The following is a 25,846-nucleotide window of genomic DNA, read 5'->3' as shown; positions in this document are numbered from 1 at the left end:
ATCGTTATTCTTCATTAACATCAGTCTCTTTACTCGCTAACCCCAGGTGGGGTGAAAGTTCTGAAATCGTCGTGTACTGAAACAGCATCTGTGGGCTTAACGGAGCGCTGTCGTCGTCGCTGTGCGAAACAAGGTCTTGAGCTGCCAATTCCGATACGATGCGAAGCGCTTGCAGCGATCCGCCGCCGAGGTCGTAGAAGTCGTCGTCGATTCCAACCCGTTCCAAATTCAAGACGCTCGCCCAAACATCGGCCATGATAGTTTCGACCTCGGTTCGCGGCGCGACATATTCTCGCTGCATCGCGGCGGCCGACGGAGGATCGGCGTGCAGTCGGTTCACATCGATCTTGCCACTGGCCAACAGGGGCAATTGATCCAGGATCACGACCCGCTGCGGAACCATGTAAATCGGCAGACGCCCCTTAAGATGTGACGTAATCGATTCGACGCTCACATCGTCGGTGGGTTCGGTTGTCAGGAACGCCGCCAGATACGTATCGCCAGCATCTTCAAACGCCTTCACGATCCCAGCGCTGACGCCCGGATGGGATCCCAACGCCGCTTCGATATCCCCCAGCTCGATCCGGAAACCGCGGATCTTCACTTGGCGATCGATGCGGCCCAAAAACTCCAACTGACCCTCGGCGTTCCAACGCGTCAGATCGCCCGATCGATACAGCCGCCGAGACACCCCCGCGACTTCGATTTCGACAAACCGCTGGGCCGTCTCTTCGGGCAGATTGACGTATCCGTCGGCCAGCATTGGCCCGCCCAAAAAGAGTTCACCCGCGACACCGATCGGCATTGGTCTATGCTGCCGATCCAATACGAAAGCTGTCGAGCCGGGCTTCGGTTTGCCAATCGGTAATCTCTGGCGGGCCCAGTCGGCTGTCACATCGCAGGTCGTCGCGGTGATCACGGTCTCGGTGGGACCGTAGGCGTTGAGCAGTCGGACGCCGCGATCGATCCAGTCGCTAGCCACATCGCGTGGGAAGACGTCGCCGCCAACGATCATCAACCGCAGGCTTCGCGGCCAGGCATCGCCAAACGGGATCGCTCGACTGCACTCTTCGAAATACTTGGGAGGCAGGTTAGCGATCGTGATCTTTTGATCCAGCATCGTCTGCCAAAACGCTTCGACCGACGGCAAGTTGTCGTCGCGAAAAACAACGGTTCCGCCAACCGACCATGGGACAACCATCTGTTCGATCGACGGATCAAAGGTCAGGTCGCTGAACTGGTACATGCGATCGTCGGCCGTCGTGTCAAAGACCTCACGCATGCTGGCGGTGTGACGACAGAGAGCGGCATGTGAGACGGCGATCCCTTTGGGCGTTCCGGTCGATCCCGAGGTGCAGATCATGTAAGCCGTTGTCGCTTCGTCAAACGATACGTCGATCGGTGTAGCGTCCAAATTTTTGGCTGATTCCAACAGCGTCGACGCATCGAGCACGCACCGCTGCGGCAAGGCTTCGGCAAGCGATGCGGCTAACTTGGCTTCGGCGACGACGATCGCTGGGTTGCAGTCGCTGACGATTTGGCAAGCGCGGACCTCGGGTGTCGCTGGCGCCATCGGCACATAGGCGGCGCCGATTTTGAAACAGGCCAACATCATGATCGGGGCTTCAATCGTGCGATTGCCAGCGACGATCACGTGGCTGTCGACCGTTGCGCCGTGTTGCTGCAGCAGCCGAGCGACGCGATTCGCCTGGGCGTCTAGTTCGGCATAGGTCAGCTGGGTCGAGCCGAAGACCGCGGCCAGCTTGCCCGGCGTCGCGGCAGCTTGTTCTTCAAACCAGCGGTCGTAGCGAAGGTGTTGTGGATCGTCGATCGCGGGTGCGACCGACAACTGCATCAATTCCGATTGTTCGTCGTTGGGAACGATCGAATAATCATCGATCGCTCGATTGGGATCCGCGACAACCTGACGCAACAGATGGACGAAGCGGTTGGCGAATCGCTGCGCCGATGCCGGCTGCAGCAGGTTTTCGTCGTACTTCAACACGCCGGTGTAGCCGTCGGGTGTCTGGTAGAGTTCCAGCACCAGATCGAACTGACCTTCCTGTTGATCCATCGGATAGCAGGCAACGCGGGTGTCACCCCACTCGACGGCCTGGTCGCTACCAGCCAACAAGCCCGCCACGTCATCGCCGGCCATCGGCTTCTGCAGCCCAAACACGACACGGCACAGTGGCGGTGCCGACAAATCGCGGACCGGTTGCAGACGCTGGACAAGGAGTGCAAAGGGAAAGTCTTGCGATTGCCGCGCTTCGACAGTCGTTTGCATCGCCGACGCCAGAACTTCCGCGAATTTCAGCTGTCCCTGAATTCGTCCGCGGATCGGCAGCGTGTTGACGAAATAGCCGATCGCGTTGCCGTATTCACGTGTGGAACGCCCGGCGGTTGTCATCCCCACGACCGCGTCCTCGACGTGAGTCAGCCGAAACAGCAGCGTTTGAAAAACCGCCAGCCCCGTGGCCAGTGGAGTCGCGTTGTTCTCTCGCCCCAACTGTCGCAGGCCAGCCGATAATTGATTGTCGATCGGGAAATGCAACGTCGCTCCCTGCGCTGCACTGCGACGCGGGCGTGGTCGGTCCCACAACAGTTCCGCAGGCACCGGATCGCCCGCCAATTGCTGTTTCCAGTAATCCCATTGTTTGTTGCCCGCAGCGGTCTCGGGAAACTCGCGTTGCCAGCGGACAAAGTCGCTGTATTTGGCCGGCAACGTAGGCAACAAACAATCTGTGCCAGCGACTTCACTGGCATACAACTGCTTCAGTTCATCTTGCATCACCCACAACGACCAGGCGTCGAAAACGATATGGTGGACGACGATTAAAAGGATCTGATCGTTGGCCGATCGCGTAAACAATCGGACTCGCATCAGCGGACTTTGGTCGAGGCGAAACGGATGCAAGTATTCGGATCGTACGCATTGATGCAGTGCCGCGTCGTCGGCGATATTCGCGACGCCAACCTGCTGGAAATCAAGCGTCGCGCTCGAATGCACGATGGCCTGAACATCCTGCCCTGCGGCGGCAAAGGTGGTTCGCAGCGGTTCGTGACGTGCGATCAGTTTCTGAAACGCGGCGCGGAGCGCGCCGACATCGACGGGGGCTAAAAATCGCAGCGTAGCCGCCGTGTTATAGGCGGGACTGTCGGGGAATTGCTTGTGCAGCAACCACAGCGATTCCTGCCCCAGGGAAACCGGACCGGTTTGCTGGTCGTCGGCTTCGACGGGAGATTCTTGCTGCAGCAAATCCAAAATTGCGGCTTTATGCTTTCGCATCTGCAGCATCAGCGCTGGCGAGAGCGCACTTTTTGAGGCGCTGAAACGGAGCAAGCCTCCGTCATTCCACAGCTTCACGCCACGCTGGCGCAGGTCTGCGACCAGGTTGCCGACAACGGGATCAATCGAAATCATAACGCCCCCTCAACCCATGCGTCGTCGGAGGACGAGCTCGCGTGATGTGCGTCGCCTGATTGGCTCGTGGAAAGCACTTCGTGCAGCAGGGCTCGCAGGCTCAGATCCTTCAAGAACAGATCCATCGAGACGTGGATGTCTAATTCTTTTTCAAGCACGTCCTGCAATTCGATCGCCATGATGGAATCGAGTCCCAGCGACGTCAGCGGGGAATCTAGGAGAACTTCATGCAATTCAATCTCCGCGATTTCGGCGACCTTTTGTTGCGCGAAATCCAACAACTTGGCTTCGTAAGCGGCACCGTCGGCGTAATCCGACGGCTTGCCGATCGATGCCGTCGAGGCTGAATTGCTCGACGGGGTTCGACTCGATTGAGACTGCGGAGCCGCCAGTCGCTGCAGTCGCAAGCCGCGGATATTTCCGATGACGGTTTGCGTTTGATCGCAGATCTGGATATCGCCGATCCATTGATCGGTCGTTTGGTCGCGCAACAATCGCCCACCGACATACACGTTATCGGGCGAGACGTCGAGATTGGCAAAATCAACGCGATCGATCGACACCGGCAACCACATCGCCCGCTGAACTGTTGGGACCAAGGTTGCCAGGATCTGCAATGCAGAGTCCAACAGCGCCGGGTGGACGCAGTAGTGCGCCGGATCGCCCGCGGAGGCGGGCAGTTGAACCAGGCCATAGGCAGCCGCGCCGCGGGTGCTCAGACAACGCAGTCCACGAAACGCCGAACCATATTGGATGCCCATCGCATCCATCGCTGCATAGTGTTCGTCGACGGCGATATGATCTTCGCAGTTCTCCTTCGGACCGATCTCGTTCCAGCTGGCGACCTGCAATTCGTTTTGATCGGATTCGCGCAAGTGCATCGAGGCGTGTTCAAGCCACTGGCTGGCACCGCGATGTTGAATGCTGCAGCGGTATCCGCCGTTGAAGTCGGGCTCCATCACGATCTGCACTCGGCAGGCGTCCTTGTCGATCACGAGCGGGCGGTGCAATTGCAGCTCGCGAACGCTAAGCGTTCGCCCAGCCAAACGCTTGGCTGCGGCAAGCCCTTGTTCGACGTAACCAGTCGCCGGGAAGATCGCTTCGCCCCGCAAGCGGTGATCGTCCAGGTAATCGACCTTAGCGAGATCGCTCTCAAAAATTATCGACTTGCCCGCCAGGTCCAATTGGTTGCCCAGCAACGGGTGCTCGGCGCGGGGGCGGCTGGCGAGCGACGCGCTGGCGATGGGATTGACCGCAGCGACTGCATTGTTTTGCGGCAGCCAGCAGCGTTGACGATTGAAGGGATGTCCTGGCAGCGCGACCATTTGATCGCGTCGGCCCGGGGTGATCGCCGACCAATCGATCGCTTCGCCCGCGACGTATCGCTTTCCGATCTGCATCAGGTCGGCGAAAGACGGATCGTTGGGATCCGCGATCGATCCGTGGCCGCGAAGGCCCGCGAGCAGTTCTTCACGGTTGCGAGCGACCACGAAGCGGCGGAACGGAAAGTCGTCGCGTCCCAAGTTGGCGGTCGCCGCGATCTGCGAGAGGGCTGCATCGGGAAGCCCGCTCGCATAGAGATCGATCAAACGTTCCAAAGCGGTTTCGGTTTTCGCCGACAGTTTGATGATCGTCGGACCTTGCTGTGAAGCGGCGGGGAGCATCGATTCGGTCGCGAGATACTCTTCGACGATCACATGCGCGTTGGTACCGCCAAACCCAAAGCTGCTGATCCCAGCCCGCCGCAGGGGACTGTCGTCATTCGACGTCGCTGCCGGCTGCCAGGGGCGGCGTTGATCGGTGACTTGGATCGGCAACGACCAATCGATGTGCTCGCTCGGCTGATCAAAGTGCAGGTGTCGTGGCAACGTTTGGTGTTGCAGCGACAGACAGGTCTTGATCAATCCGGCGACGCCAGCGGCTCCTTCCAAGTGGCCGATGTTCGTCTTCACCGATCCGACCAGCAAGGGGCGGGTTCGTTGGCCGAAGACCTCGCCCAACGCCCGCATTTCGATGGGGTCTCCCAGCGGTGTGCCGGTTCCATGGGCCTCGATGTAGTCGATCGCATCGGGCTTCAGGCGACTGCGTTGCAACGCGGCGCGGATCACGTCCTGCTGGGCGATTCCGTTGGGAGCGGTCAGGCCATTGCTGCGTCCGTCTTGATTGACGGCCGATCCGCTCAGGCAGCAAACGATGCGATCGCCATCTCGGATCGCGTCGCCGAGTCGTTTCAGCAGCACCGCGCCACAGCCTTCGCCACGGACAAAGCCGTTGGCCGATGCGGCGAACGCTTGGCAAAGTCCTTGCGGCGACAGCATGCCCGCTTGCGACAGATTGATACTCAAGTCCGGCGTCAGGATCAGATTCACCCCCGCAACCAACGCCATCTCACACTCCTCGCCACGGAGGCTGCCGATGGCGTGGTGCAACGCGACAAGCGATGATGAACAGGCGGTATCGATCGCGACGCTGGGCCCCTGCCACTTCATAAAGTAGCTCAATCGGCCCGCGGCGGTTCCGTGGGCGTTGCCCGTTCCGCGATAGGCGTCGATCGCCGACTGGTGAGTCTTATTCAGCAAAGCCAAATAGTCGCTGCTGCAGATCCCGACAAAGACCCCATGTCGGCCGCCGGCGGTACTTTCGAGGGGAACACCGGCATGTTCCAGCGTTCGCCAAGCGGTCTCTAACAGCAGTCGCTGTTGCGGGTCCAGCGAACTCGCTTCGCGGCGGGTGATCTCGAAAAATCGCGAATCAAATTGATCGACCTCGTCAATGAAACCGGCCCGATCGGTGATCATCTTGCCAGGCACCTTGGGCTGTGGCGACGTGAACGCCGCGGCATCCCAACGATCGCTAGGCACACGACCGATCGCGCACTCCCCGTCGTGTAACAATTTCCAGAACGCGTCCAGATCGACCGCTCCGGGGAACCGGCATCCCATTCCGATCACCGCAATCGGTTCGTCCCGCTTGCGACGCGCATCGGCCAACAATTGGGACGCCTTGGTCAAGGCGTCGACAACTTGTTGTTCGGTCGAAAAGCGGAGCGAGTCGGTCATGATTCCCAGTGATTCAGTTCTGCGTTCAATTGTTCTAATGAAGCTTCGATGGAGTTGGAGACGCTGACCACCGACGCGGAACGTTGTGTCTCAGCGGCTTCTTCGGATTGCGTATCGCGGCCCGACGCAAGGTTTGCCCGATCATTAACGGCACCCATAGCTTCCTGTTTGCTATCATCGGCACATTTTCCCGACGTCGTTATGGCCGACAGCAAGAAATTGGACAACTCCCGCACCGATGGATAGTCATAGACCAATGATGCAGGTAGCGCGGCTGCCAAGTCGGTTTGTAGGGAATCTCGCAATTCGAGCGCCGTTAACGAATCGAGCCCAATATCTGTCATCACTGTCGATGCGGAAATTCGCGACGAATCGGACATTCCCAGGATTTCTGCCAGCGTTTTCCGGACATGATCCAACATCAACGCCGGCCGCTGGGATTCCTCGGTCCTGTGGAATTCGTCGACGATCCGACCTTCCGTCTCGGCAACCGCCACGGATTCGTTCAGCAGTTGTTCCAACAGAGGATGCGATTTCAAACGATCCGGCAACGCGTCGCCACTAATTTGCGCGATCGCAGCGATCGCTGATTTACGTTGCAACATCCGCTGCATCGTCAGCGCTCCGGCAGCCGGTTGGATCACGCCCACGCCTTGCATGTCGGTGCGGGTGTCGGCACCGCGGCGCGCCGCTTCGCCGATCGTGCCCCACGGTCCCCAGTTCAAGTCGGTCGCGGGCAATCCGGCAGCCATCCGCTGCCGAACTAGGCCATCCAAAAAGGCGTTGGCCGCAGCGTGGTTGGCTTGCCCGGGGGCGCCGATCACCGACGCCAGCGATGAATAGACAACAAACAGATCTATTGGATCGTCGAGTGTCAGTTGGTGCAGGTGCCACGCGCCCGCCGCTTTCACATCGAATACCTGTGCAAACGATTCAATGCTTTGATTTTCCACAAATGCATCGCGCAACATACCCGCCGAATGGATGACCCCGGCGATCGGAAACCCTTCGCCGCGAACGCGCCGCAGGGACGACGCCACTTGATCGCCGTCGGCGACATCCGCCTCACATACTAGGACTTGAGATCCCGCATTCTCGATCCGCCCGATCACCGCCTGCTGCGCCGCGGTCGGCCGACTGCGTTGGACCAAGGCAATCAAGCCCGCCCCACGCTGCGACAAATATTCGGCAGTCATCAGGCCCAAGTCGCCCAGGCCACCGGCGATCACGTACGCGGCGTCTTTGCGAATCGAGAGCTCTTGAAAATCGAGTGCCCCGCGCGACGCCAGTCGCGGCGCATCGTCGGCGACGACGACCAGCTTGCCGATCTGACGGGCCAGCTGCATCTGCCGCATCGCATCCACGGCGTGCGACAATCGGAACGTTTCCATCGGCAGCGGCTGGTAACTGCCATCGGCAAACCGAGCCAGGACGGCGCGAAGCCGCCGGATCGCCGTGCTTGGTTCTTGCTGCAGGATTTGAACCAGGTCCAGCAAGTGATAGGTCGTTGTCGATTCCCGAGCGCCAAAACGTGAGTTGCTGCCGCGGTCGGTGGTCGGTTTGGTGATGTCGATGTAGACGCCCCCATCGGCCAGCGAATCGAGATTCTCTTGGAACATCGATTCGGGCAGCGTATCGAGGATCAGATCGACACCGTGCCCCTGAGTCGCAGCGGCGATCGCGGTGGCAAAGCCGGGCGATCGCGAATCGAAGACACGTGAGATCCCCAGCTCACGCAAGACCGCGTGTTTGCTGGTGCTTGCGGTCGCAAAGATCTCCGCCCCCAAAGCTCTCGCGATTTGGATCGCCGCCAAACCGACGCCGCCCGTGGCCGAATGGATCAGCACGCGTTGGCCAGGCTGCAAATTGCCGAGCGTCTCCAAGGCGAACGACGCAGTCAAGAAAGCGACCGGAACCGTCGCGGCCTCTGCATATCCGAGCCCCTTGGGCAATTCGGTGATCCGCGCCGCCGAAACGGTGACATAGTCGGCGAACGTCTCTTCGCCAAGGGCGATCACCAGATCACCCACTTGATGCGATTGCACGTCGCGGCCCAGGCGCGTAATGCGTCCGACGCATTCGGCTCCCAACGGCGCTTCGCCAGGGTACATTCCCATCGCCAACAAAACGTCCCGATAGTTCAATCCGCTGGCCAGCACGGCGATTTCGACTTCGCGGCGTCCCGGTTCGCGCCGCTTGACCGATTCCAAACGAACACCTTCCAGCGTGCCTCGCGCGGCGACTCGCAACACGCGTCCGCTGTCGGCGACCAGATCGGCTTGGGCCAGCAACAGTCGGCGGACACGGCGATCGGTCGCAAGCGAGACCTCAGGCTCGGCATCGCCGCTCAACATTTCAGCGGCTACCTGTCGCGAGAATCTATCGTTGTTGCCGGCCGCATCGATCGAACGAACACGCCAATCGGGCTGTTCCAACGCGATCGAGCGAAGCATTCCTTTCAGCGCCGACGCGGTCGGATCGGTCGCGGCATCGGACGTGATCAACGCCAATTCGATGGGCCCCGTTGCCTTAGACAAAATTTCTTGCACCGTTTGCAGAAACCGCAAAGACGCGGTTCGTGCATGTTCGCTGGTGTCACCATGGGACCGACTTGCGACAAACGCGATGTGCTGCGTGCCGGGATAATGGGTCATCGCACTGCGGACGTCAGCGGCGAAATCGTCGGCGGTCGCATCGACCAATTCAAACGTACACCCTTCATTGACCAAACGCTTGCCGAGGCGTTGGCAACGCGAGATCCGGTCGGTAACGATCGTCCAATGGTCACGAGTCGGATTCGATTTCACGCGATCGGCGGTCGCCACGATCAGGACGTTTTCGGCGGTGTTGACCGCGCGGGAATCATCGTCCGGCAGCGGACTGACGATCGTCGTGCTGTCGAATTGGTTTTCCGTCAACACGGTTTGCCAAGCCGATTCGCTGGCCATTGGGTAGTCGCAGCGGATCGTGTCGTCGAACCGCCACCAACCATCGGTTAATCCGAACGTCAGATCCATCCAGCGGCAGCGACGAGTACCTTCCAGCAGCAGCAATTGGCCGCCGGCGGATAACAACGAACGGGCGTTGGCGACGGTCTGGTTCAGATCGCGCGTGGCGTGCAAAACGTTGGCGGCGATCACCAAATCAAAGCTGCCCGGATCGAAACCCTGCGATTCGGGAGCCTGTTCGATATCGAGCGTTCTGAAATCGATCGCGTCACAACTGGCAAAGGTTTGCCGCGCCGCGGCAAGGAAACTGGCACCGATATCGGTAAACGTGTAATGGAAACGACCCGCCGGCAGACTGCGTATCACATTGTGAGTGGTGCCGCCGGTCCCGCCACCGATCTCTAACACGCGGAGCCCACGTCCGTCGGGCAATTCGGCGACGATGGCTTCGATCGCTTGCCCCAACATCGCGTTGATCGTGCGAGCCCCCGGCGACGTCTTATAAACATCTGCCGCCGTCACGCCTTGCCTGGGGAACAACAGATCCAACGGGTCGACCTCGCCGACAAGCACTTCCGCCAACTGGCTACCGCAACGCTGCAACAGGGCCCATTCCGACGCCACTGCCGCAGTCAACGGTGTCGCTTGAACCTCGAGAGTGGGAATGCCCTCGGCCGGTTCCAAGGCAACGCGTGTTTGCCAGCCGCTTTCGACGCGGGCCAACAGACCGTCTTCGACTAACATCTCCAGCATTCGTTCGAACGATCGATGCTTCTCGGGCAGCAAACCCAATTGCACTAGGAGGTCATCGCGCACCAGCGTCTTGCCCGCGGGAAGCGGTCCCATCAGGCTGACCAAGCATTGGATCACCCAGCGTTGGCAGGACGCGTCCAACATTTGCCGGGCCTCTATCGAATCGACAAATCCGGTTTTGGCAAGCAGTTCGCCGCGGTTGGCCAAGACCTCCGCAGTGATCTCCACGGCGGTGACCTCGGGCGGCGCCGTCGCTTCGTGCTGGCGAATCTTTGGCAGCCAAGCTTCTTCGTATCGCGAGACCGGTGCGACGGGCTGGCCGTTTTCCAATCGCAAGCCTTCGACAACTGCAATCACATGATCGTGGGAATCCAACAGCCAAACATCGCCCATCAGCGACGCGGTCGCTTGGTCGAAACGGAGTGTGCTGCGGACCGAGAGCTCGCCCCGGCAAGGCGTTGCCGATAGGAACCGAAAACGCTGCAAACCCACGGGAAGCCACAATCCCTCCAGTTCTTCGGGGATCAGCACCGCCAAGGTTTGAAGGCAGGCGTCCAACAAGGCGGGATGGATCACCGCGGAGGATAAAGCGTCGGTGCCAAGGGGCAACGCGACGCGACCAACCGCCACCTCGGCATCGGACTGAATTTCGATCAGTCCACGAAACGCTGGTCCGTATTGCAAACCTAACGCTTCACAGCGGGCGTAGTGATCCGCACTGGAACACTGTACTGGCGAAGCGAGTTCGCATGCCGGTGGCGTTGTTAGCAGCGGCGTGCTGGAGACGATCTGACACGACGCCACCTGCTGCCAACCGCTGTCGCTGCGATGTTGCACGCGGCAATGGTACCCGTTGTCTTGCGGATCCAAAAGGATCTGAATTCGGCAGCGACGCGCGTCTGAAATCACCAGCGGTCGCGCGATTTGCAAAGCTTCGATTTCCCAAGCCGCGCTGCCGCTAGCGATTCGGGCCGCCGAGAGCGCTTGTTCAACGTAACCGGTCGTGGGGAAGATGATCTCACCACGCAGCCGATGATCGTGCAACAGATCGACCGTGGAAAGATCGGCCTCGAAAACGATCGCCTCTCCCGCCAAATCGAAACGGTTCCCCAGCAACGGAAGCTCGCAGGATAGGTCGGCGGAAAGCGGATGCCCCGCGTCAGCAGCCGGCTGCGTTCGGAACCAGCAGCGATGGCGTAGCATCGGATGGCCGGGAAGGTCGATCCGTCGGGAGGCGTTCGGGTGGACCTGACGCCAATCGATCGCGGCGCCGTCGACGTAGTGTTGCCCCAGTTGCCGCAGGTCGTCGAGCGTGGCCGTGCTGGCAATCGCTTGCTGCAACGATTGACGCACCTGTTCGGCCGAAGGACGCTGTGAATCGCTGCGGCTTCGCAAAACCCGCGATGTGTTGTCGGGATTGCCAAGGCACTGGCAGAGGTCGTCGGTCGACGAAGCAATCACGACCAAGCGATGTGGGAAATCGGTCCGGCCCAAGTTGGCCGATGCCGCGATGGCGGAGAGCTCTGCGGTTGGGGCGCTCTCCATAAACGTGGCGACCAATGCGTCGAGCGCTTCGTCGCTCTTGGCGGAAAATTTAACCAGATGGAAGTTCGATCGTTCCGCGGTTGAGTCGTCGGCCTCGGATCCAGCGGGCGACGACGATGCGGGTGCCTCGAGGATCAGGTGAGCGTTGGTGCCACCGAACCCAAAACTGCTGACTCCCGCACGGTGCAACTGGCCTTCGTCACAATTCCAGATCGCTCCGGAGGGGGCAACTTCGATCGGCTGAGTCCAATCGATATGAGGACTTGGGGCATCGAAGCCAAGGTGCGGTGGGATGATTTGGTGCCGGATCGCCAATGCGGTTTTGATCACGCCCGCGATTCCCGCGGCAGCTTCCAGGTGACCGATGTTGGTCTTGACCGACCCGACCAACAATGGCTTTGGGCGGTCGCCAAAGACAGCGGTCAGAGCTCCGATCTCGATCGGATCGCCTAGCTCGGTGCCGGTGCCATGCGCTTCGACGTATTGAACCTCCGCAGGCTCTACGTTGCCGTTAGCCAATGCGCTGCGAACGACCTGCTGTTGCGCAAGGCCGCTGGGAGCGGTCAGGCCGTTGCTACGGCCGTCTTGGTTGATCGCCGATCCCCGCAGAACACACAGCACGTTGTCGCGGTCGGCCACCGCTTGGGAGAGTCGTTTTAATACGACGACTCCGCAGCCTTCACCGCGGACAAAACCATTGGCTCCGGCGGCAAAGGTCTTGCATTGACCGGTCGGCGACAGCATCCCCGCTTCGTGGAACGCGTTGGTGACCGACGGATCGAGAATCAGATTAACTCCGCCGGCGATCGCCGTGTCGCACTGCCCGCCGCGGATCGCTTCAGCCGCTTGATGCACCGCGACTAACGACGACGAACAGGCGGTGTCGACCGAGAAACTGGGCCCTTGGAGATCCAAGAAGTAACTAATTCGGTTCGCGATGATCGCGTGGGAGACTCCGGTCGCCGAATGCCCACCGGTCGGATGCCCCGCCGCGCTGCACAGGCGTTCGTAATCGTTCCCGCTGGCCCCGAAGAAGACGCCGGTCTTGGAACCAGCCAGACGGCGTGGATCGATGTTGGCGTGTTCGATCGCTCGCCAACTGACCTCCATCGCAAGTCGTTGCCGCGGGTCCATCTCATCCGCTTCACGCGGACTGATCGAAAAGAAGGCGGGATCAAATTGGTCGACCGCATCGATGTAACCTGCCGCTGTCGGCACCGATGGGTTGACCGAACCACTGGGGGACGTCGGTTGCCCGTCACGCGCCGACTGGATCGCGCAGCCACCGGAGGTCAACAGGTCCCAGAATTCGTCGATCGATGCCGCTCCGGGAAAACGGCATGCCATGCCGATGATCGCAATGGGGTCGTCATTCGAAACCGAAGGATCAGACGAAACATCGCGGCTTGGCAAACTGCGGGCTGATTCGCCGAGCACCAGGTGCCGACAGATCGAATCGATCGTTGGGAAATTGTAAGCCAACGTAGGGTCGATCGGTTGCCCGACATGTTGCGACAGCATTCCGGCCAGGCGAACGGCTGCAACGGAAGTGAGTCCATATAATGCCAGCGGTTCGTTGGCGGAGATCGATCCAGGGGCGATCTGCAACAGCGTCGCCAGTTGCGACGTCATCCAGGCTTGCAGTTCGGCAAGTTGGTCTTGTCGTTCGCTCGATTCGGACGAAGGGGGGGCGGCGGATGAAACTTCGTTCGTCGGAGCCGCTTCGGCGTGTGCTGGTTCCGATTCGTTGGCGTGCGGATGCGTCATCGCATCGTCGCGCGACCAATCGACCAACGACTTCAGGTCGCCGTCGACAAACATCTTGGCAGTTAGGCGACGCTGTAGTTTTCCGCTGGTCGTCTTGGGAATCGACCCCGGACGCAACAGCACGATGCCAGCGAGCGCGAGCCCATGGTCTTGGAAGACGCGACCGTAGACCGCAGAGATGACTTCGTCTTTATCATAGGAACGCCATTGGGAACGCTTCAGTTCCTGCGCGACAAAGACCTGTTCGCGGTCGTCGCGGTCGATCGAGAAGGCTACGCCGCCACCGATCGCCAAAGCCGAATGGCTGGCGACGACGGTTTCTTCGATATCGCTAGGGTAATGGTTGGCACCGGCAACGATGATCGTGTCTTTCAGTCGTCCGGTGACGTACAGTTCCCCATCGCTTAGGAATCCGAGGTCGCCGGTGCGAAGGAACTGTTTCGCTGGCGCGGCGTCTGCGGCGATGATCCCCTGGAACGTCTGCTGGGTTTCGGTGGGCTTGTTCCAGTAACCATCGGTGACGCTGGGGCCGTGAACCCAGACCTCGCCCGTTTGTTTTTCAGGCAATTCAACGCGCGTTTCGGGATCGACGATGCGGACGTCAAAATCGCTGCCGGGACGTCCCGACGAAACGATCGTCAACGGTGGTGCCGAGGGGTTTTCGGACGGAGGTTCCACGGTTCCTTGATGCAAAGATTCTGCATCGACAACGATCGATTGGGCCTCATCGGGACGCCGCGTCCCGCTGACAATCAGCGTCGTTTCCGCCATCCCAAAACAGGGCGAGAAGGCGGCGGGGGAGAAACCGTGCGGTTGGAAGGTTTTGATAAACCGTTGCAGCGTCGCGTGGCGGACCGGTTCGGCGCCATTAAATGCCAGGTTCCAACTGCTGAGGTCGAGGCTGTCGCGTTCTTGTTGGCTGAGTGCTTCGACGCACATGTCGTAGCCAAAGTTCGGACTGCCGCTGATCGTGGCGCGATGATTGGAGATCGCTTGCAGCCAACAGAGCGGTTTTTGGAAGAAGGTGAAGGGCGACATTAATACCAGATGTCCGCCCAGGTAGAGCGGATGCAGCAGGTTGCCGATCAGCCCCATGTCGTGATACATCGGCAGCCAACCGCACATGATCACTTCATCTTCGCGTTGCCCGAAGATCTCGGTGATCATGATTTGGTTTTCGATCAGATTCCGGTTGGTGACGATCACGCCCTTGGGGGCACCGGTCGATCCCGATGTGTATTGCAGGAAGGCAACCGCTTGCGGATCGGCGCCGAAGGCCGGATTGAACTGAGGGTCGTCGGCCAGGGTATCGATCGATTGCAGAGAACGCTGGCCAAGGGGATTGTCTTCATCGACCCAGGCGCTCAAGGATTCCAATAGTTCATTGTTGGTCAGGATTACATCGGCGCCGCTGTCGCTGGCCATGCTTTGCAGCCGATCGAGATTGCGATTGCGTCGCGGAGGATAGGCGGGAACGGCAATTGCGCCGGCATACAGGCAACCGAAGAAGGCCGCGGCGTAGTCGATGCTTTGTGGAAAGACCAACAGCACCGGGCGGCCACGTAAACCGCGATCCGACAGCCACGATCCAATCGCCGCAGCACGGGCATGCAGTTGTTGATAAGAGACCTGGTGCGTTACCTCGGTCCCCTCGGCAAGAAACTTGATTGCTGGGCGCTCGGGATGTCGCGCGGCTCGTTCGGACAACAGCTCCGCAAACGTGCGTGCTTGGCTTTGGTGGGAAGCATTCATCAATGGGGAACCAACTTTTGCTCAGTCTCCGGTTTCCGCTGGGGACAGCTCGAAGGAAGCCAACTTACTTCAGCAGGCACGGAAACTGTGTCAGGTTAATTTTGATGGAAATCGAAGCCGATCAGACTCGCTCATCTGGTGAGGATAGCGAAGCCGTTGCGGCTGGGCAATTCGCTCCCCACGCTCGGATGGTGGTTATAAGGGCTAGGGGCTGGGGGAGGTCCGGTGAAGCATGACCGCTAATTCCCGTAGTGACGTCGATTTTTCCTACCAAAAAGGTGGAAAAGGGACGCGGGTTGCGGCGTAACCACAAATCCGATGCCATCGTTGGTTGCCGCTGAAGTTCTTCGGTTTATGGTTGATATTGTTAAAGTGCTAGGAGGGGGCTAATGACCCTTGCTTTGGTTACGGGAGCCGGTGGTTTTGTGGGACGCAATCTTGTTGCGGCCCTGCGATCTACCGGACGCGAGGTGGTTGCGATGGTCCATTCGCCGCGCAGCCAAAGCGATCTGCACGATGCGGGCGTTCAGGTATTGGTCTCCGATATCTTGGATACCGACACCTACGCCGCGGTTGCGCAGCGGGCCGACGAGGTCTATCACTTGGCTTCGGTGGTGGCACCACGGGACGCGTCGCGAGCCTACCGGGTGAACGTTGGCGGCACGCGCCAGCTTGCCGAGTGCATTGCCGCGGCGGAATCGCCGGGCCGACTGATCTATGTCTCTTCGCTGTCGGCGTCGGGGCCGTGTCAAAACGATCAACCGCGACGCGAGACCGATGCGGACGATCCGGTTTCGATCTACGGCAAGAGCAAGTTGGCGGCGGAAGCGGAGTTGTTGAAGTTGGCCGATCGGTTGCCGATCTCGATCGTTCGACCGCCAGGAATCTTCGGTCCCTGGGATCGGAACCTGCTGGCGATGTACGAATCGATTCGTTGGGGGATCAACGCGATTGGGATCTCCCGTGACTATCGGTATTCGTTCGTGCATGTTCACGATCTTGTCGAGGGATTGGTGCGAGTTAGCGAGAAGGGGAAGCGGGTGAGATCCGCAGAGGATCGCGATCGCGACGGGTTCTACTTCATCTCGGATCCCGATCCGGTTTCGTTTGTGACATTAGGCAATCTGATTGCGGACTCGTTGGAACGGCGCAAACCTTTTCATCTTACGGTGCCTAGCACGATCTGTTCGGGTGTGGCATTCTGTTCCGATATGGCAAGCCGCGTGACGGGTAAACGGGTCTATTTGAACATCGATAAGATGCGCGAAGCACGGGCCGGTTCCTGGTTTTGTGATGTCAGCCGAGCTGAGAACGAACTCGACTTTCGCGTCGCATTCGATCTGTCGCAACGGATCGCTCAGACTCGCCAGTGGTATGCCGAACAGGGGTGGCTGTAGCGAGCTCTGCGGCTTGCCGTTGGTAACCATCTGTTCGGTTGTTGCTGGTCGGCGCTGCTTGTCGTAGAACAAGTGCGACGCGTTCGGCAGTCGGGCGCGGTACGGCAGGGGTTCAGAATGGATTACACGACGCTCTGGAGATTCGGATGCGATTTGGTTCTTTGATCTTCAGGAATGTCTTGCGGCGGAAATTGCGTAGCAGTCTGACGATCTTTGCGGTCGCCATCGCCGTCGGTTCGGTCGTCTCGTTGGTTGGTATCGCCAACGGATTCAAAGAGACGTTCATGGAGTTTTATCAGGGCGTCGATATCGATATGGTCGTCGTCCGCAGCGGCAGCCAACGACGCTTAACAAGCACCTTGGATGAATCGCTCGCACAGCGGATCGCCGCTTTGCAAGGCGTCAAAGAAGCTGTCGGCGGACTGGCCGACGTCGTCTCATTCCCCGATGTGAATCTTTATGTCGTCCCTGTCTCGGGACTGCCGACCGATACAACGGTCTTCGATCATTTCCATGTGCTCGATGGCCAGCGGATCGAAAACGGCGAAAAGCCGCAGGTCATGCTAGGGACCACGCTGGCAGATACGCTTGAGAAAAAGGTCGGCGAGTCGCTCGAGGTGGTCGAGGAGGAACCGTTTGAGATTGTTGCGATCTTTGAATCGGACAACGTCCTGGAAAACGGTTCGATGATCATTTCGCTGCCTCAATTGCAGCGAATCATGGGGCGCGAGGGGCAGATCTCTGGAGTCAGCATCGTGTTGGAGGATGGCGTGACCGATCAGCAGAAAGAATCGATCACCGAGGCGATTCACAAGATGGATACGGGGCTGAGCGTTCGCACGACGCGCGATCATGTCGAGAGTCTCTCGGAGATCCAAGTCGCTGTGGCGATGGCCTGGCTGACGTCGACCGTGGCGATCTTGATCGGATCGCTGGGGACACTGAACACGATGTTCATGTCGATCCAAGAAAGGACGCCCGAGATCGGGATCTTAAAAGCTATCGGTTGGGAACGGCACCGAATCATTTCGATGATCCTGGGCGAATCGATCCTGTTGAGTTTGATGGGCGGTGTGGTCGGCACGATCGCAGCGACGCTGTTGGTCAAACTGCTGACTCAAATGCCAGCGGTCAACGGTTTGATCCAAGGGAAGATCAGCCCGGCGATCCTGATGCAGGCGTTTGCCGTCGCCGCCGTCGTCGGTTTGCTGGGTGGGCTGTTACCCGCGATCAGCGCTTCGCGTTTGGCGCCGACGGTCGCACTTCGGCAGTAACGAATCAATCCAGTAGAGACCAAGAGTGGCGGTTTAGCATGAACCAGCAAGCAGCATCCGACGGCGGGATTCTGATCCGAGCCGAAGACGTTACGAAGAACTATCCCGATGGCGACGTCCCGGCGCTGCGGGGCGTTTCGTTGGATATCCGCCGCGGCGAATATGTCGTGATCATGGGGCCCAGTGGCAGCGGCAAGAGCACGCTGTTGAACTTGTTAGGCGCGTTGGATACGCCGACGACCGGCGAGATCTACTTCGATGGCCAGCCGATCACTTCGATCCATCCGCTGCACAAATTGCGATCCGACAAGATCGGGTTTGTCTTTCAATCGTTCCATCTGATTCCGACGCTGACCGCGGTGGAAAACGTGCAGATTCCGATGTTCGTCAAAGGTTGGTCGCCCAGTCATCGGGCGTCGCTGGCGACCGAGCTGTTGGAATCCGTTGGCATGTCGCATCGGCTGAATCACTTTCCGCAGAAGCTCTCCGTTGGCGAGCGGCAGCGCGTCGCTCTGGCTCGCGCGCTGGCGAACGATCCGGTCGCGCTGTTAGGGGATGAACCGACGGGGAATCTCGATTCGAAGACGGGGAACGATGTCTTGGATCTGTTCGATCGCTTGCATCAGCAGCAGAACAAGACGCTGGTGATCATCACGCACAGTCCCGAAGTGGCCGAGCGAGCCGATCGCGTGGTTCATATCCGCGATGGATTGATCGAACGCGAAGATGCTCGCTAGGTTTTGTTGAGCTTGTGATCGCCGCGGCTGTGCAGGTGCCGGTCTCATCGCGGCAGTCGTTCTCGCCGCCGATCTGGTGGTCAGAGAAGCGATCGCCCCTCTAGCAAAAACGGTCCCGCGATTTGGCAGGACCGTTGCATGAATGAGAGCTCGTCGGAATCGTTCTCGCGAATCGACGTGTTCGCGATACTGCGTTCCGTTTTCGGTTTGGTCACAGGAAGACGGATCAGTCTTCGCATTCGGAATCGCGCGAGATCGGCTCCATCACCTTGGTGTTGCGTTCGACGGCGACAACGGTTGTCCGTTGTTGCATTCCGTCGGGCGAGCTGGCCACGACTGGAAGGACTTGTCGGCGATCGGGAAGTTCCATCCGGACGGTAAAGGTTCCGTCGGGTTGCAGGCGAACGGGTTCGCCAGCGATCGTGACCGAAGAGCCGGGAGAGGTCGATCCAAAAACAATCAGTTCGGCGTCGACCTTAAACGGGAACCGACGCTCACGGCGGAGCGAAAGGTCGGCTCCGTTGGTCAGTCCTCCGCTGCTGGAGACGCGGATTCGGCGACGCAGCCGATCTTCGAAGAGCTCTTTGAGTTCCGAGTTCTCGCCGTCTTCTTTGCCACCGCTGAGCGAATAAATCCGCTCGTAATCTTCGGCAATGTCTTGCCAATGCGCATCGATCGGGTCGCTCACGCCAGGTTCGGGCGGTTCGACGATGTTGCTCTTGCAGAGCGCGAAGAAGCGGTCGGTCGATTCGACCAGGTAACCCAACAAGACTTGATAGCGGCCCGGTGGGTCGAGGATGTCGATATACCAGTTGTTAACGCCGCCGTGGACGGGGATATCGCGATCGGTTTGTTCCGAAGCGTTTGTCTTGGACGTGTCGGCGACGCGAATCAAACGCAGGACGGGAATCGCCGCATGCCACTGTTCGGCGAGCGCCGCGCGGGCTCGTTCGACACTCGAGCGCTGGACATCCCAAGTCGCTTGCAACCAGAAGGAGTCGCGGACCAAAAGGGCTACGCGATCTTTGGTGTCGGTCGCTGGTTGCCCGTTGCTGCTCTTGGCGTTAGAGCCTTTGACCAGCATTGTCGCCGAGAGGTCTTTGCGTTTCTCGAGTTCAGCGCGGTGTTTCTGGATCATTCGCCCGACGCGGGTCACGCGAGGGGCCGCGGGTGTAGGTGCCGACTTCTGCTGACGCCGCTTGCTGGTGCTAGCAGTTTTCGAAGTCGCCGACTTCTTGGCGGAGGTTTGTTTGCTAGCAACCTTGGTGTCGCTCTTCCCTTTCGCTTTGTCCCGCGCAGCCTTTTGTTGGGTGCGGCGGCGGACCTTGCGCAGCTCTTCGATCAGTTGGTCTTTACGCATTCCATGCCAACCCTGAACTCCTAACTCACGAGCCATATTTGCCAGGTCTTGACGCGTCTGGGATTTCAAATCGGCGGTTGTGATCAATTTAAGAGCTCCGTGTTGGTCGCTGCAACGGTTCATCGCATTGCATCTGAATGGGCTTGGACATGGCGGGCAGCACGCAAGTGAATCCAACTGAAGGCGGCGCGCGGCGAACCTCGCTGCCATCGAGTGCGGTCTGGAGTCACGTGGTGAAGGGGACGTTGGGGCCCGCTACCATTATTGCAAGGGAATCGAGCCTGTTCTAGGGGCTAGCTTTTCGAGTTTCCGCAGAACATTGGCAATGTGGGCGTGATAGCCATTATTGCGTCGAATTGGCTTTGAAAGGGTGAATAGCGTGCCGAAAAAAGTCATTCCCTTTTTCCGCTCCAAGTGGGCAATCTGGCGCAATCGCTAAACTCGACCTCGCGATAGGCTTGGTGCGGCGTTTGGTCGCTTGCTGTTGAGCGATATCATTTTCAGGCTAAACTCGCCCCACATTGATCAATAATGGATCACATCGTGCCGCTGGGCACTCCGAGGTGCAAACATTGGCAGGCTCCGACGATGACAAGCCGAGCTACTTGAGATTTGCAGGAGCGGGGCTCGAATTGGCCGGCGCGATGTTCGTTCCAGCGACAATTGGTTACCTCATTGATAGCCATTTTATGTGGCAAACTCCTTGGGGTTTTTTGATAGGGGGCATTCTCGGGTTTTCCGCGGGGATGTACAACTTCATCCGATTGGCGAACAAGCTGAATCAATAGAATTGCGTTTGGAAAGATTTGGAAATCAGCCCTGTCGGCTAACGTAAGAATCACGACCCGTACATGACGTACTCATCACGCCAACCGATCGCCGCGAGGACTGGGATTCCAGTCATGGTCGGTGCTGGCATGATCGCGTTTGCCGCGTCGGTGATCTTGGCTCGCTTGACCGAACAGCCGCTGGCGCTTGTCGTCGCGTGCGGATTGGTCTGCTTTACCGGCGCGATCGCCTCGCTGTTTGTCACGCTGACGATGTCGCGGGCAAGCGTTGATGGAATCGTTGCGGGGGCCATCGCCGGAATGTTGGTTCGCGTTGCGATGGCGATGGCCGGAGCGATTGTTTTTGTTTCCGCGGGGCTTGGCCAACGGCAAGTTGTCGGCGGATGGATCCTTTACTGGTACTTGACCTTCTTGGTCGTAGAGGTCGTTTGGCTGGTACGTCAGATGTCCCCGACCTCGTCGACACAGGAGGCACAATCATGCTAAATATTTCAATGCTCGCAGCGGGGCACGGCCCTGTTGATCATGTCGTCCCTCACACGCTGCACTCCGAGCCGCTGTTTACGTGGCAGGTGGGTGGCCCCGATTACGACAATCGCTGGTTGAATATCCAGAACGGCGTCTACGAGTTTTACATTACCAATCATATGGTGATGACGCTCGTCGCGGCTGTGCTGGTGATCTTGGTGTTCGCATGGGTGTCGCGACGCGTTCGCCCCGTCGGACCAGGATTGACGAAATATCAGACCCGCGGTCGCGGTGCTCAGCTGTTTGAATTGCTGTGCACGTTCATCCGCGATGAGGTCGCCCGTCCCAACCTGAAGGGACTGACCGACAAATACATCTACTATGTCTGGACGATCTTCTTCTTCATTCTGTTTGCCAACATCCTTGGGCTGATCCCATTTGGGCCGATCCTGCGATTGTTGACCAATGATCCCGGTTGGGAACATTGGGGCGGCACGGCGACCAGTAACTTGGGGTTGAACCTGGTGCTTGCGATGGCATCGTTTATCGCGATCATCGTGATCGGTATCCGCGAGCAGGGCGTCGTCCACTTTCTGGCTCACTTCAACCCCGTCGGTTGGGACTGGAAGAGTCCGATGATCGGCATGGGCTTGATGATGTTCGTGCTCGAATGGATGGGGCTGATGATCAAGTGCACCGTCCTTGCCATGCGTCTTTTCGGGACGATGATGGCAGGTCACTTGGTGATCGCCGCGTTTATTGCTTTGATCTTTGACGCCGCTGCAAACGGAGCGGTGATGGGATATGGCGTCGGCTTGGCCGTCTTGTTTGGCGGTGTGGTGCTGACGTTGCTGGAATTATTCATCTGTGCGTTGCAGGCGTTTATCTTCACGTTCTTGACCGTCTTGTTCATCTCCGCTGGTGCGGTCGGCGAACACGACGAGGAGCACGAAGAGAATCCGCTGAGCGACGAATCGCAGATGGATGTAGATAAGATGATTCGACCTCAAGACCTTCGGCCAGTGACGGCTTAGGGCATCCATTGCATTTCGCATTACGAAACTGTTTCCACTTAACGAATTGTTAGGAGTAATCCAAAGATGTTGGACTTCATGATGTTGCTGGCACAATCGTCAGAATTGGGCAAGATGGGCGCTGGATTGGGCATGGGCCTTGTGATCCTGGGCGCTAGCCTTGGCATCGGACGCATCGGCGGCAACGCTGTCGACGCGATCGCACGTCAACCCGAAGCGGGCGGACGGATCGGTACAAACATGCTGATCGCTTGTGCTCTGATCGAAGGTGTGACCGTGATCGCGTTGATTCTTGAGTACATTCTCAATTAGTTCGGCGAACTTTTTTGTGCGTGCGATCGTGATTCCTCGCGGCGCGCGCTTGAACTAGGGTTCCCCACCAAGGTGAATGTTCATGAAGTTAATTCGCTCGAGTTGCCTGACGGCACTATGGCTAACGTTGGCGATGGCAATCGTCGCGCCCGCTGCCTGCCAGGCGGCGGACGACCATGCGGCAAAGGCTGAAGCAGCGTCGGATCACGAAACGGACGGTCACGAACAAGGACACGCGGAAACGCCGTTTTTGTTGAAAGCCGATCCGGGGGCCGCGCTCTGGAACTTGGCGATCTTTGCTGTTGTGTTTTTGGTGTTGGCGAAGTTTATCTGGCCTCCGATTCTCGAAGGTCTGCAAGCTCGCGAAGCCAAGATTCACGACGACCTGACCGACGCCGAACGCGCTCGTTCGACCGCCAATGCGATGTTGTCCGAATATCAAACGAAATTGGACGACGCGCAGACTCAGGTGCAATCGATGTTGGCCGAAGCACGTCGCGATGCGGAGCAATCCAAGCAAGGCATCATCGACGAAGCGAAAGCCGAAGCGGATCGCCAACGCGATCGTGCGGTTGCTGAAATTCAATCCGCCAAGACCGTCGCGATCGGCGAATTGGCAAGTCACTCGTCGGCGATTGCTCTGCAGTTGGCCCGCCAAGTGGTTGGACGTGAGTTGAACGAAAGCGATCACGCCGATTTGATTCGCAAGTCGCTGGACAATATGCCCAGCAAAAACTGATCGCTTGTCGATCGAGAATTAGGTTAAATTGCAGACTCAGAACAATCCGTTTTGGGTCTCACCGAAACGTCGGCCGGATTTCGTCGATCCGGCGGCGTCACTGATACAAGTCACCATAACTTTCGGGATTGATGCGAAACGATGAACGAATCTGCCAAGCATGATACGGTGCTGGACACCGGAGCTTTGCAACTTGGGCGTGTCTATGCTCAAGCGTTAATCGGCGCGGCCATGAAAGAAGGCGTGACGGATGACGCGATCGAGCAGTTGGGCCAATTGGTCGACGATGTTCTGTCGCAGCATCCGACGCTGGCCTCGGTTTTCGCCTCGCCACGGGTTAGCCAAGAAGAGAAGTCGCGGATCTTGGACAGCCTGCTTGGTGACAAGGTGCATCCCGTGTTGCTTCGCTTTTTGAAGGTGGTCGCTGGCCGCGGTCGGTTGGGCTACCTGAACGAGATCCGATATTCGGCGGATCAGCTGAAAAACGAGATGATGGGACGCGTGGTTGCGGAGGTGCGAACTGCGCTACCGTTGACCGACGAACTGCGCCAGAGCGTCCAGCAACGCTTGGCAGACAAGCTCGGCAAGGATGTTGTTTTGAAGGAAACGGTCGACCCACAGCTGATCGGCGGCTTGGTCGTTCGGATTGGCGACACCGTGATCGATTCGAGTGTCGCGGGCCAATTGGAATCGCTGTCGCAGCGGGCTCGCGATGGTCTCGCAAGTAAATTGATCGCCAATGCCGATTCGTTCGCCAACGGATCGTAACGCCGCACGATAACGTCCAAGCGACGCTCCGTCGCTGTGATTACAAATACAAAGTTAGACGCAAGCGGTTCACAAACACCGCACGGTACAACAAGGAAATATACGGATGAAATTCAACTCCGATGAGATTGCTTCGGTCTTGCAACAAGAGATCGAGCAGTACGAGAGCAAGGTTGATGTCCGCGAAGTCGGAACGGTCTTGGAAGTTGGCGACGGTATCGCTCGCGTTTACGGCCTTTCGGGCGTAATGGCTGGCGAGATGGTCGAATTTCCCAACGGTTCGATCGGGTTGGCTTTTAACTTGGAAGAAAGCAGCGTCGGTGTGATCATCTTGGGTGATTACCTGACCATCGAAGAAGGCGACGAAGTCAAGGCGTTGGGCAAGCTGTTGAGCGTCCCCGCTGGCGACGCCGTTGCCGGTCGCGTGCTCGATCCGCTGGGCAACCCAATGGACGGCAAGGGGCCTGTTCAATCGGACATCCGCCGCGACGTCGAAGTTATCGCGACGGGCGTTTCCGAACGTCAACCGGTTCACGAGCCACTGCAGACCGGTATCAAAGCGATCGACGCGATGACACCGATCGGTCGCGGACAACGCGAATTGATCATTGGTGACCGTAAGACCGGTAAGACCGCGGTTGCGATCGACGCGATCATCAACCAAAAGGGAACTGGCGTTAAGTGCTTCTACGTCGCGATCGGACAGAAGGATAGTGCGGTTGCGACCGTCGTCGACGCGTTGGAAAAACACGGCGCGATGGACTACACCACGATCATCGTCGCCGGTGCGAGTGCTCCTGCACCGCTGCAGTATGTCGCTCCTTACGCCGGTACCGCGATGGCTGAACACTTCATGTTCAACGGCCAGCACGCGTTGATCGTATATGACGATCTCAGCAAGCAAGCTGTCGCTTATCGCCAGATGTCGTTGCTGATGCGACGTCCTCCAGGCCGCGAAGCGTTCCCCGGTGACGTTTTCTATTGCCACAGCCGTTTGTTGGAACGATCCAGCAAGCTGAACGATGAACTTGGTGGCGGATCGTTGACCAGCCTGCCGATCATCGAAACGCTCGAAGGCGAAGTTTCGGCTTACATCCCAACCAACGTGATTTCGATCACCGACGGCCAGATCTACCTGCAACCCGACTTGTTCTTCGCAGGTGTACGTCCCGCGATGAACGCCGGTATTTCGGTTTCTCGCGTGGGTGGTGCCGCTCAGATCAAAGCGATGAAGAAGGTCGCCGGTGGTTTGCGTCTGCAATTGGCAGCCTTCCGTGCTCTCGAAGCGTTCGCTCAACTGGGTACCGACCTCGATGCGGCAACGCAACAAGAGTTGGATCGCGGTTACCGAATGGTCGAACTGCTGAAGCAGCCTCAGTACTCGCCGTTGGATGTATCGCTGCAGGTGATCAGCTTGTACGCCGGTACCAAGGGCTTCCTGGATGATGTTGCTGTCGACAAGGTTCAAGAGTTCGAGAAAGCGTTGTTGCAGTTCATCAATGATAAGCACAGCGGAATCGCATCGAGCATCAAGGAATCGGGCGAGATGTCGGACGACGTGACTGAAAAGCTGGAAGCAGCGATCAAAGATTTCAAGCAAGGCTGGAAGCCCGCTGCGTAAGCGGATTTCTGATCGCGGCGGCGGATCGCAAGCGGCACCGATCAGACATCCCGATGTTTACTGAATCCGATCCGTGCGGATTCAGCGTTCCGCTTAACGT

The 25,846-nt window shown here is 58.6% G+C and carries 14 protein-coding genes; 10 read left to right on the top strand and 4 right to left on the bottom strand.

Annotated features, from left to right (window positions below):
- Window positions 1-4: 4 nt before the first annotated feature.
- Genes CA51_RS18155 through CA51_RS18145 form a run of 3 tightly spaced genes read right to left on the bottom strand, consistent with a single transcriptional unit; the run spans window position 5 to window position 15,248 of the window.
- Window positions 5-3,424 carry a non-ribosomal peptide synthetase gene (locus CA51_RS18155; protein ID WP_145122635.1) on the bottom strand — a complete coding sequence of 1,140 codons (3,420 nt, stop codon included), beginning with the start codon at window positions 3,422-3,424 and terminating at the stop codon, window positions 5-7.
- On the bottom strand, window positions 3,421-6,483 hold the full coding sequence (locus tag CA51_RS18150) for a beta-ketoacyl synthase N-terminal-like domain-containing protein (RefSeq protein ID WP_145122634.1): 3,063 nt from the start codon (window positions 6,481-6,483) through the stop codon (window positions 3,421-3,423). Before CA51_RS18150 ends, CA51_RS18155 begins: the two co-directional genes overlap by 4 nt.
- Window positions 6,480-15,248: an SDR family NAD(P)-dependent oxidoreductase gene (locus CA51_RS18145; protein WP_145122633.1), complete on the bottom strand. Its 8,769-nt coding sequence runs from the start codon at window positions 15,246-15,248 to the stop codon at window positions 6,480-6,482. Before CA51_RS18145 ends, CA51_RS18150 begins: the two co-directional genes overlap by 4 nt.
- A gap of 389 nt (window positions 15,249-15,637) precedes the next feature.
- Between CA51_RS18145 and CA51_RS18140 the strand changes: the two genes are divergently transcribed.
- From CA51_RS18140 to CA51_RS18130, 3 genes are all read left to right on the top strand, one after another.
- Entirely contained in the window at window positions 15,638-16,645 is a 1,008-nt protein-coding gene (locus CA51_RS18140) for an NAD-dependent epimerase/dehydratase family protein (protein WP_145122632.1), read from the top strand.
- A 146-nt stretch (window positions 16,646-16,791) separates the two neighbouring features.
- Complete coding sequence (locus CA51_RS18135) at window positions 16,792-17,919, top strand: ABC transporter permease (RefSeq protein WP_145122631.1); 1,128 nt, start codon at window positions 16,792-16,794, stop codon at window positions 17,917-17,919.
- 38 nt (window positions 17,920-17,957) lie between these two features.
- Window positions 17,958-18,656: an ABC transporter ATP-binding protein gene (locus CA51_RS18130; RefSeq protein ID WP_145122630.1), complete on the top strand. Its 699-nt coding sequence runs from the start codon at window positions 17,958-17,960 to the stop codon at window positions 18,654-18,656.
- A 226-nt stretch (window positions 18,657-18,882) separates the two neighbouring features.
- On the opposite strand, the gene CA51_RS18125 is transcribed toward CA51_RS18130, so the two are convergent.
- Window positions 18,883-20,139 carry a DUF4912 domain-containing protein gene (locus CA51_RS18125; protein WP_232529738.1) on the bottom strand — a complete coding sequence of 419 codons (1,257 nt, stop codon included), beginning with the start codon at window positions 20,137-20,139 and terminating at the stop codon, window positions 18,883-18,885.
- Between the two features lie 449 nt (window positions 20,140-20,588).
- Here CA51_RS18125 and CA51_RS18120 point away from each other — a divergent pair, with 449 nt between their 5' ends.
- From CA51_RS18120 to atpA, 7 genes are all read left to right on the top strand, one after another.
- Window positions 20,589-20,804 carry an AtpZ/AtpI family protein gene (locus tag CA51_RS18120; protein ID WP_145122629.1) on the top strand — a complete coding sequence of 72 codons (216 nt, stop codon included), beginning with the start codon at window positions 20,589-20,591 and terminating at the stop codon, window positions 20,802-20,804.
- A 63-nt stretch (window positions 20,805-20,867) separates the two neighbouring features.
- A complete protein-coding gene (locus CA51_RS18115) occupies window positions 20,868-21,290 on the top strand; it encodes a hypothetical protein (RefSeq protein WP_145122628.1) in 423 nt (140 codons plus the stop codon).
- Window positions 21,284-22,306 (top strand): F0F1 ATP synthase subunit A, encoded by a 1,023-nt coding sequence (gene atpB, locus CA51_RS18110; protein WP_145122627.1) that lies wholly within the window; start codon window positions 21,284-21,286, stop codon window positions 22,304-22,306. Before CA51_RS18115 ends, atpB begins: the two co-directional genes overlap by 7 nt.
- A gap of 66 nt (window positions 22,307-22,372) precedes the next feature.
- Entirely contained in the window at window positions 22,373-22,618 is a 246-nt protein-coding gene (gene atpE / locus CA51_RS18105; RefSeq protein ID WP_145122626.1) for an ATP synthase F0 subunit C, read from the top strand.
- 82 nt (window positions 22,619-22,700) lie between these two features.
- Window positions 22,701-23,357, top strand: a complete 657-nt coding sequence (atpF, locus tag CA51_RS18100) for a F0F1 ATP synthase subunit B (protein ID WP_145122625.1) — start codon at window positions 22,701-22,703, stop codon at window positions 23,355-23,357.
- Between the two features lie 141 nt (window positions 23,358-23,498).
- Complete coding sequence (locus CA51_RS18095) at window positions 23,499-24,125, top strand: F0F1 ATP synthase subunit delta (protein WP_145122624.1); 627 nt, start codon at window positions 23,499-23,501, stop codon at window positions 24,123-24,125.
- Window positions 24,126-24,231: 106 nt separating this feature from the next.
- Complete coding sequence (gene atpA / locus CA51_RS18090) at window positions 24,232-25,746, top strand: F0F1 ATP synthase subunit alpha (RefSeq protein WP_145122623.1); 1,515 nt, start codon at window positions 24,232-24,234, stop codon at window positions 25,744-25,746.
- The last annotated feature ends 100 nt before the right edge of the window (window positions 25,747-25,846 follow it).

The organism is Rosistilla oblonga (assembly GCF_007751715.1).
Classification (GTDB): Bacteria; Planctomycetota; Planctomycetia; order Pirellulales; family Pirellulaceae; genus Rosistilla; species Rosistilla oblonga.
This window is presented reverse-complemented; position numbering and strand designations above follow the sequence as displayed.

Excerpts from the sequence above, each read along its gene's own strand:
- CA51_RS18145 (WP_145122633.1), bottom strand. The coding sequence starts at position 15,248 with ATGAATGCTTCCCACCAAAGCCAAGCACGCACGTTTGCGGAGCTGTTG.
- CA51_RS18135 (WP_145122631.1), top strand. The coding sequence starts at position 16,792 with ATGCGATTTGGTTCTTTGATCTTCAGGAATGTCTTGCGGCGGAAATTG.
- CA51_RS18115 (WP_145122628.1), top strand. The coding sequence starts at position 20,868 with ATGACGTACTCATCACGCCAACCGATCGCCGCGAGGACTGGGATTCCA.
- CA51_RS18130 (WP_145122630.1), top strand. The coding sequence starts at position 17,958 with ATGAACCAGCAAGCAGCATCCGACGGCGGGATTCTGATCCGAGCCGAA.
- atpF (WP_145122625.1), top strand. The coding sequence starts at position 22,701 with ATGAAGTTAATTCGCTCGAGTTGCCTGACGGCACTATGGCTAACGTTG.
- CA51_RS18150 (WP_145122634.1), bottom strand. The coding sequence starts at position 6,483 with ATGACCGACTCGCTCCGCTTTTCGACCGAACAACAAGTTGTCGACGCC.
- CA51_RS18125 (WP_232529738.1), bottom strand. The coding sequence starts at position 20,139 with ATGAACCGTTGCAGCGACCAACACGGAGCTCTTAAATTGATCACAACC.
- atpA (WP_145122623.1), top strand. The coding sequence starts at position 24,232 with ATGAAATTCAACTCCGATGAGATTGCTTCGGTCTTGCAACAAGAGATC.
- atpE (WP_145122626.1), top strand. The coding sequence starts at position 22,373 with ATGTTGGACTTCATGATGTTGCTGGCACAATCGTCAGAATTGGGCAAG.
- CA51_RS18140 (WP_145122632.1), top strand. The coding sequence starts at position 15,638 with ATGACCCTTGCTTTGGTTACGGGAGCCGGTGGTTTTGTGGGACGCAAT.
- CA51_RS18155 (WP_145122635.1), bottom strand. The coding sequence starts at position 3,424 with ATGATTTCGATTGATCCCGTTGTCGGCAACCTGGTCGCAGACCTGCGC.
- atpB (WP_145122627.1), top strand. The coding sequence starts at position 21,284 with ATGCTAAATATTTCAATGCTCGCAGCGGGGCACGGCCCTGTTGATCAT.
- CA51_RS18095 (WP_145122624.1), top strand. The coding sequence starts at position 23,499 with ATGAACGAATCTGCCAAGCATGATACGGTGCTGGACACCGGAGCTTTG.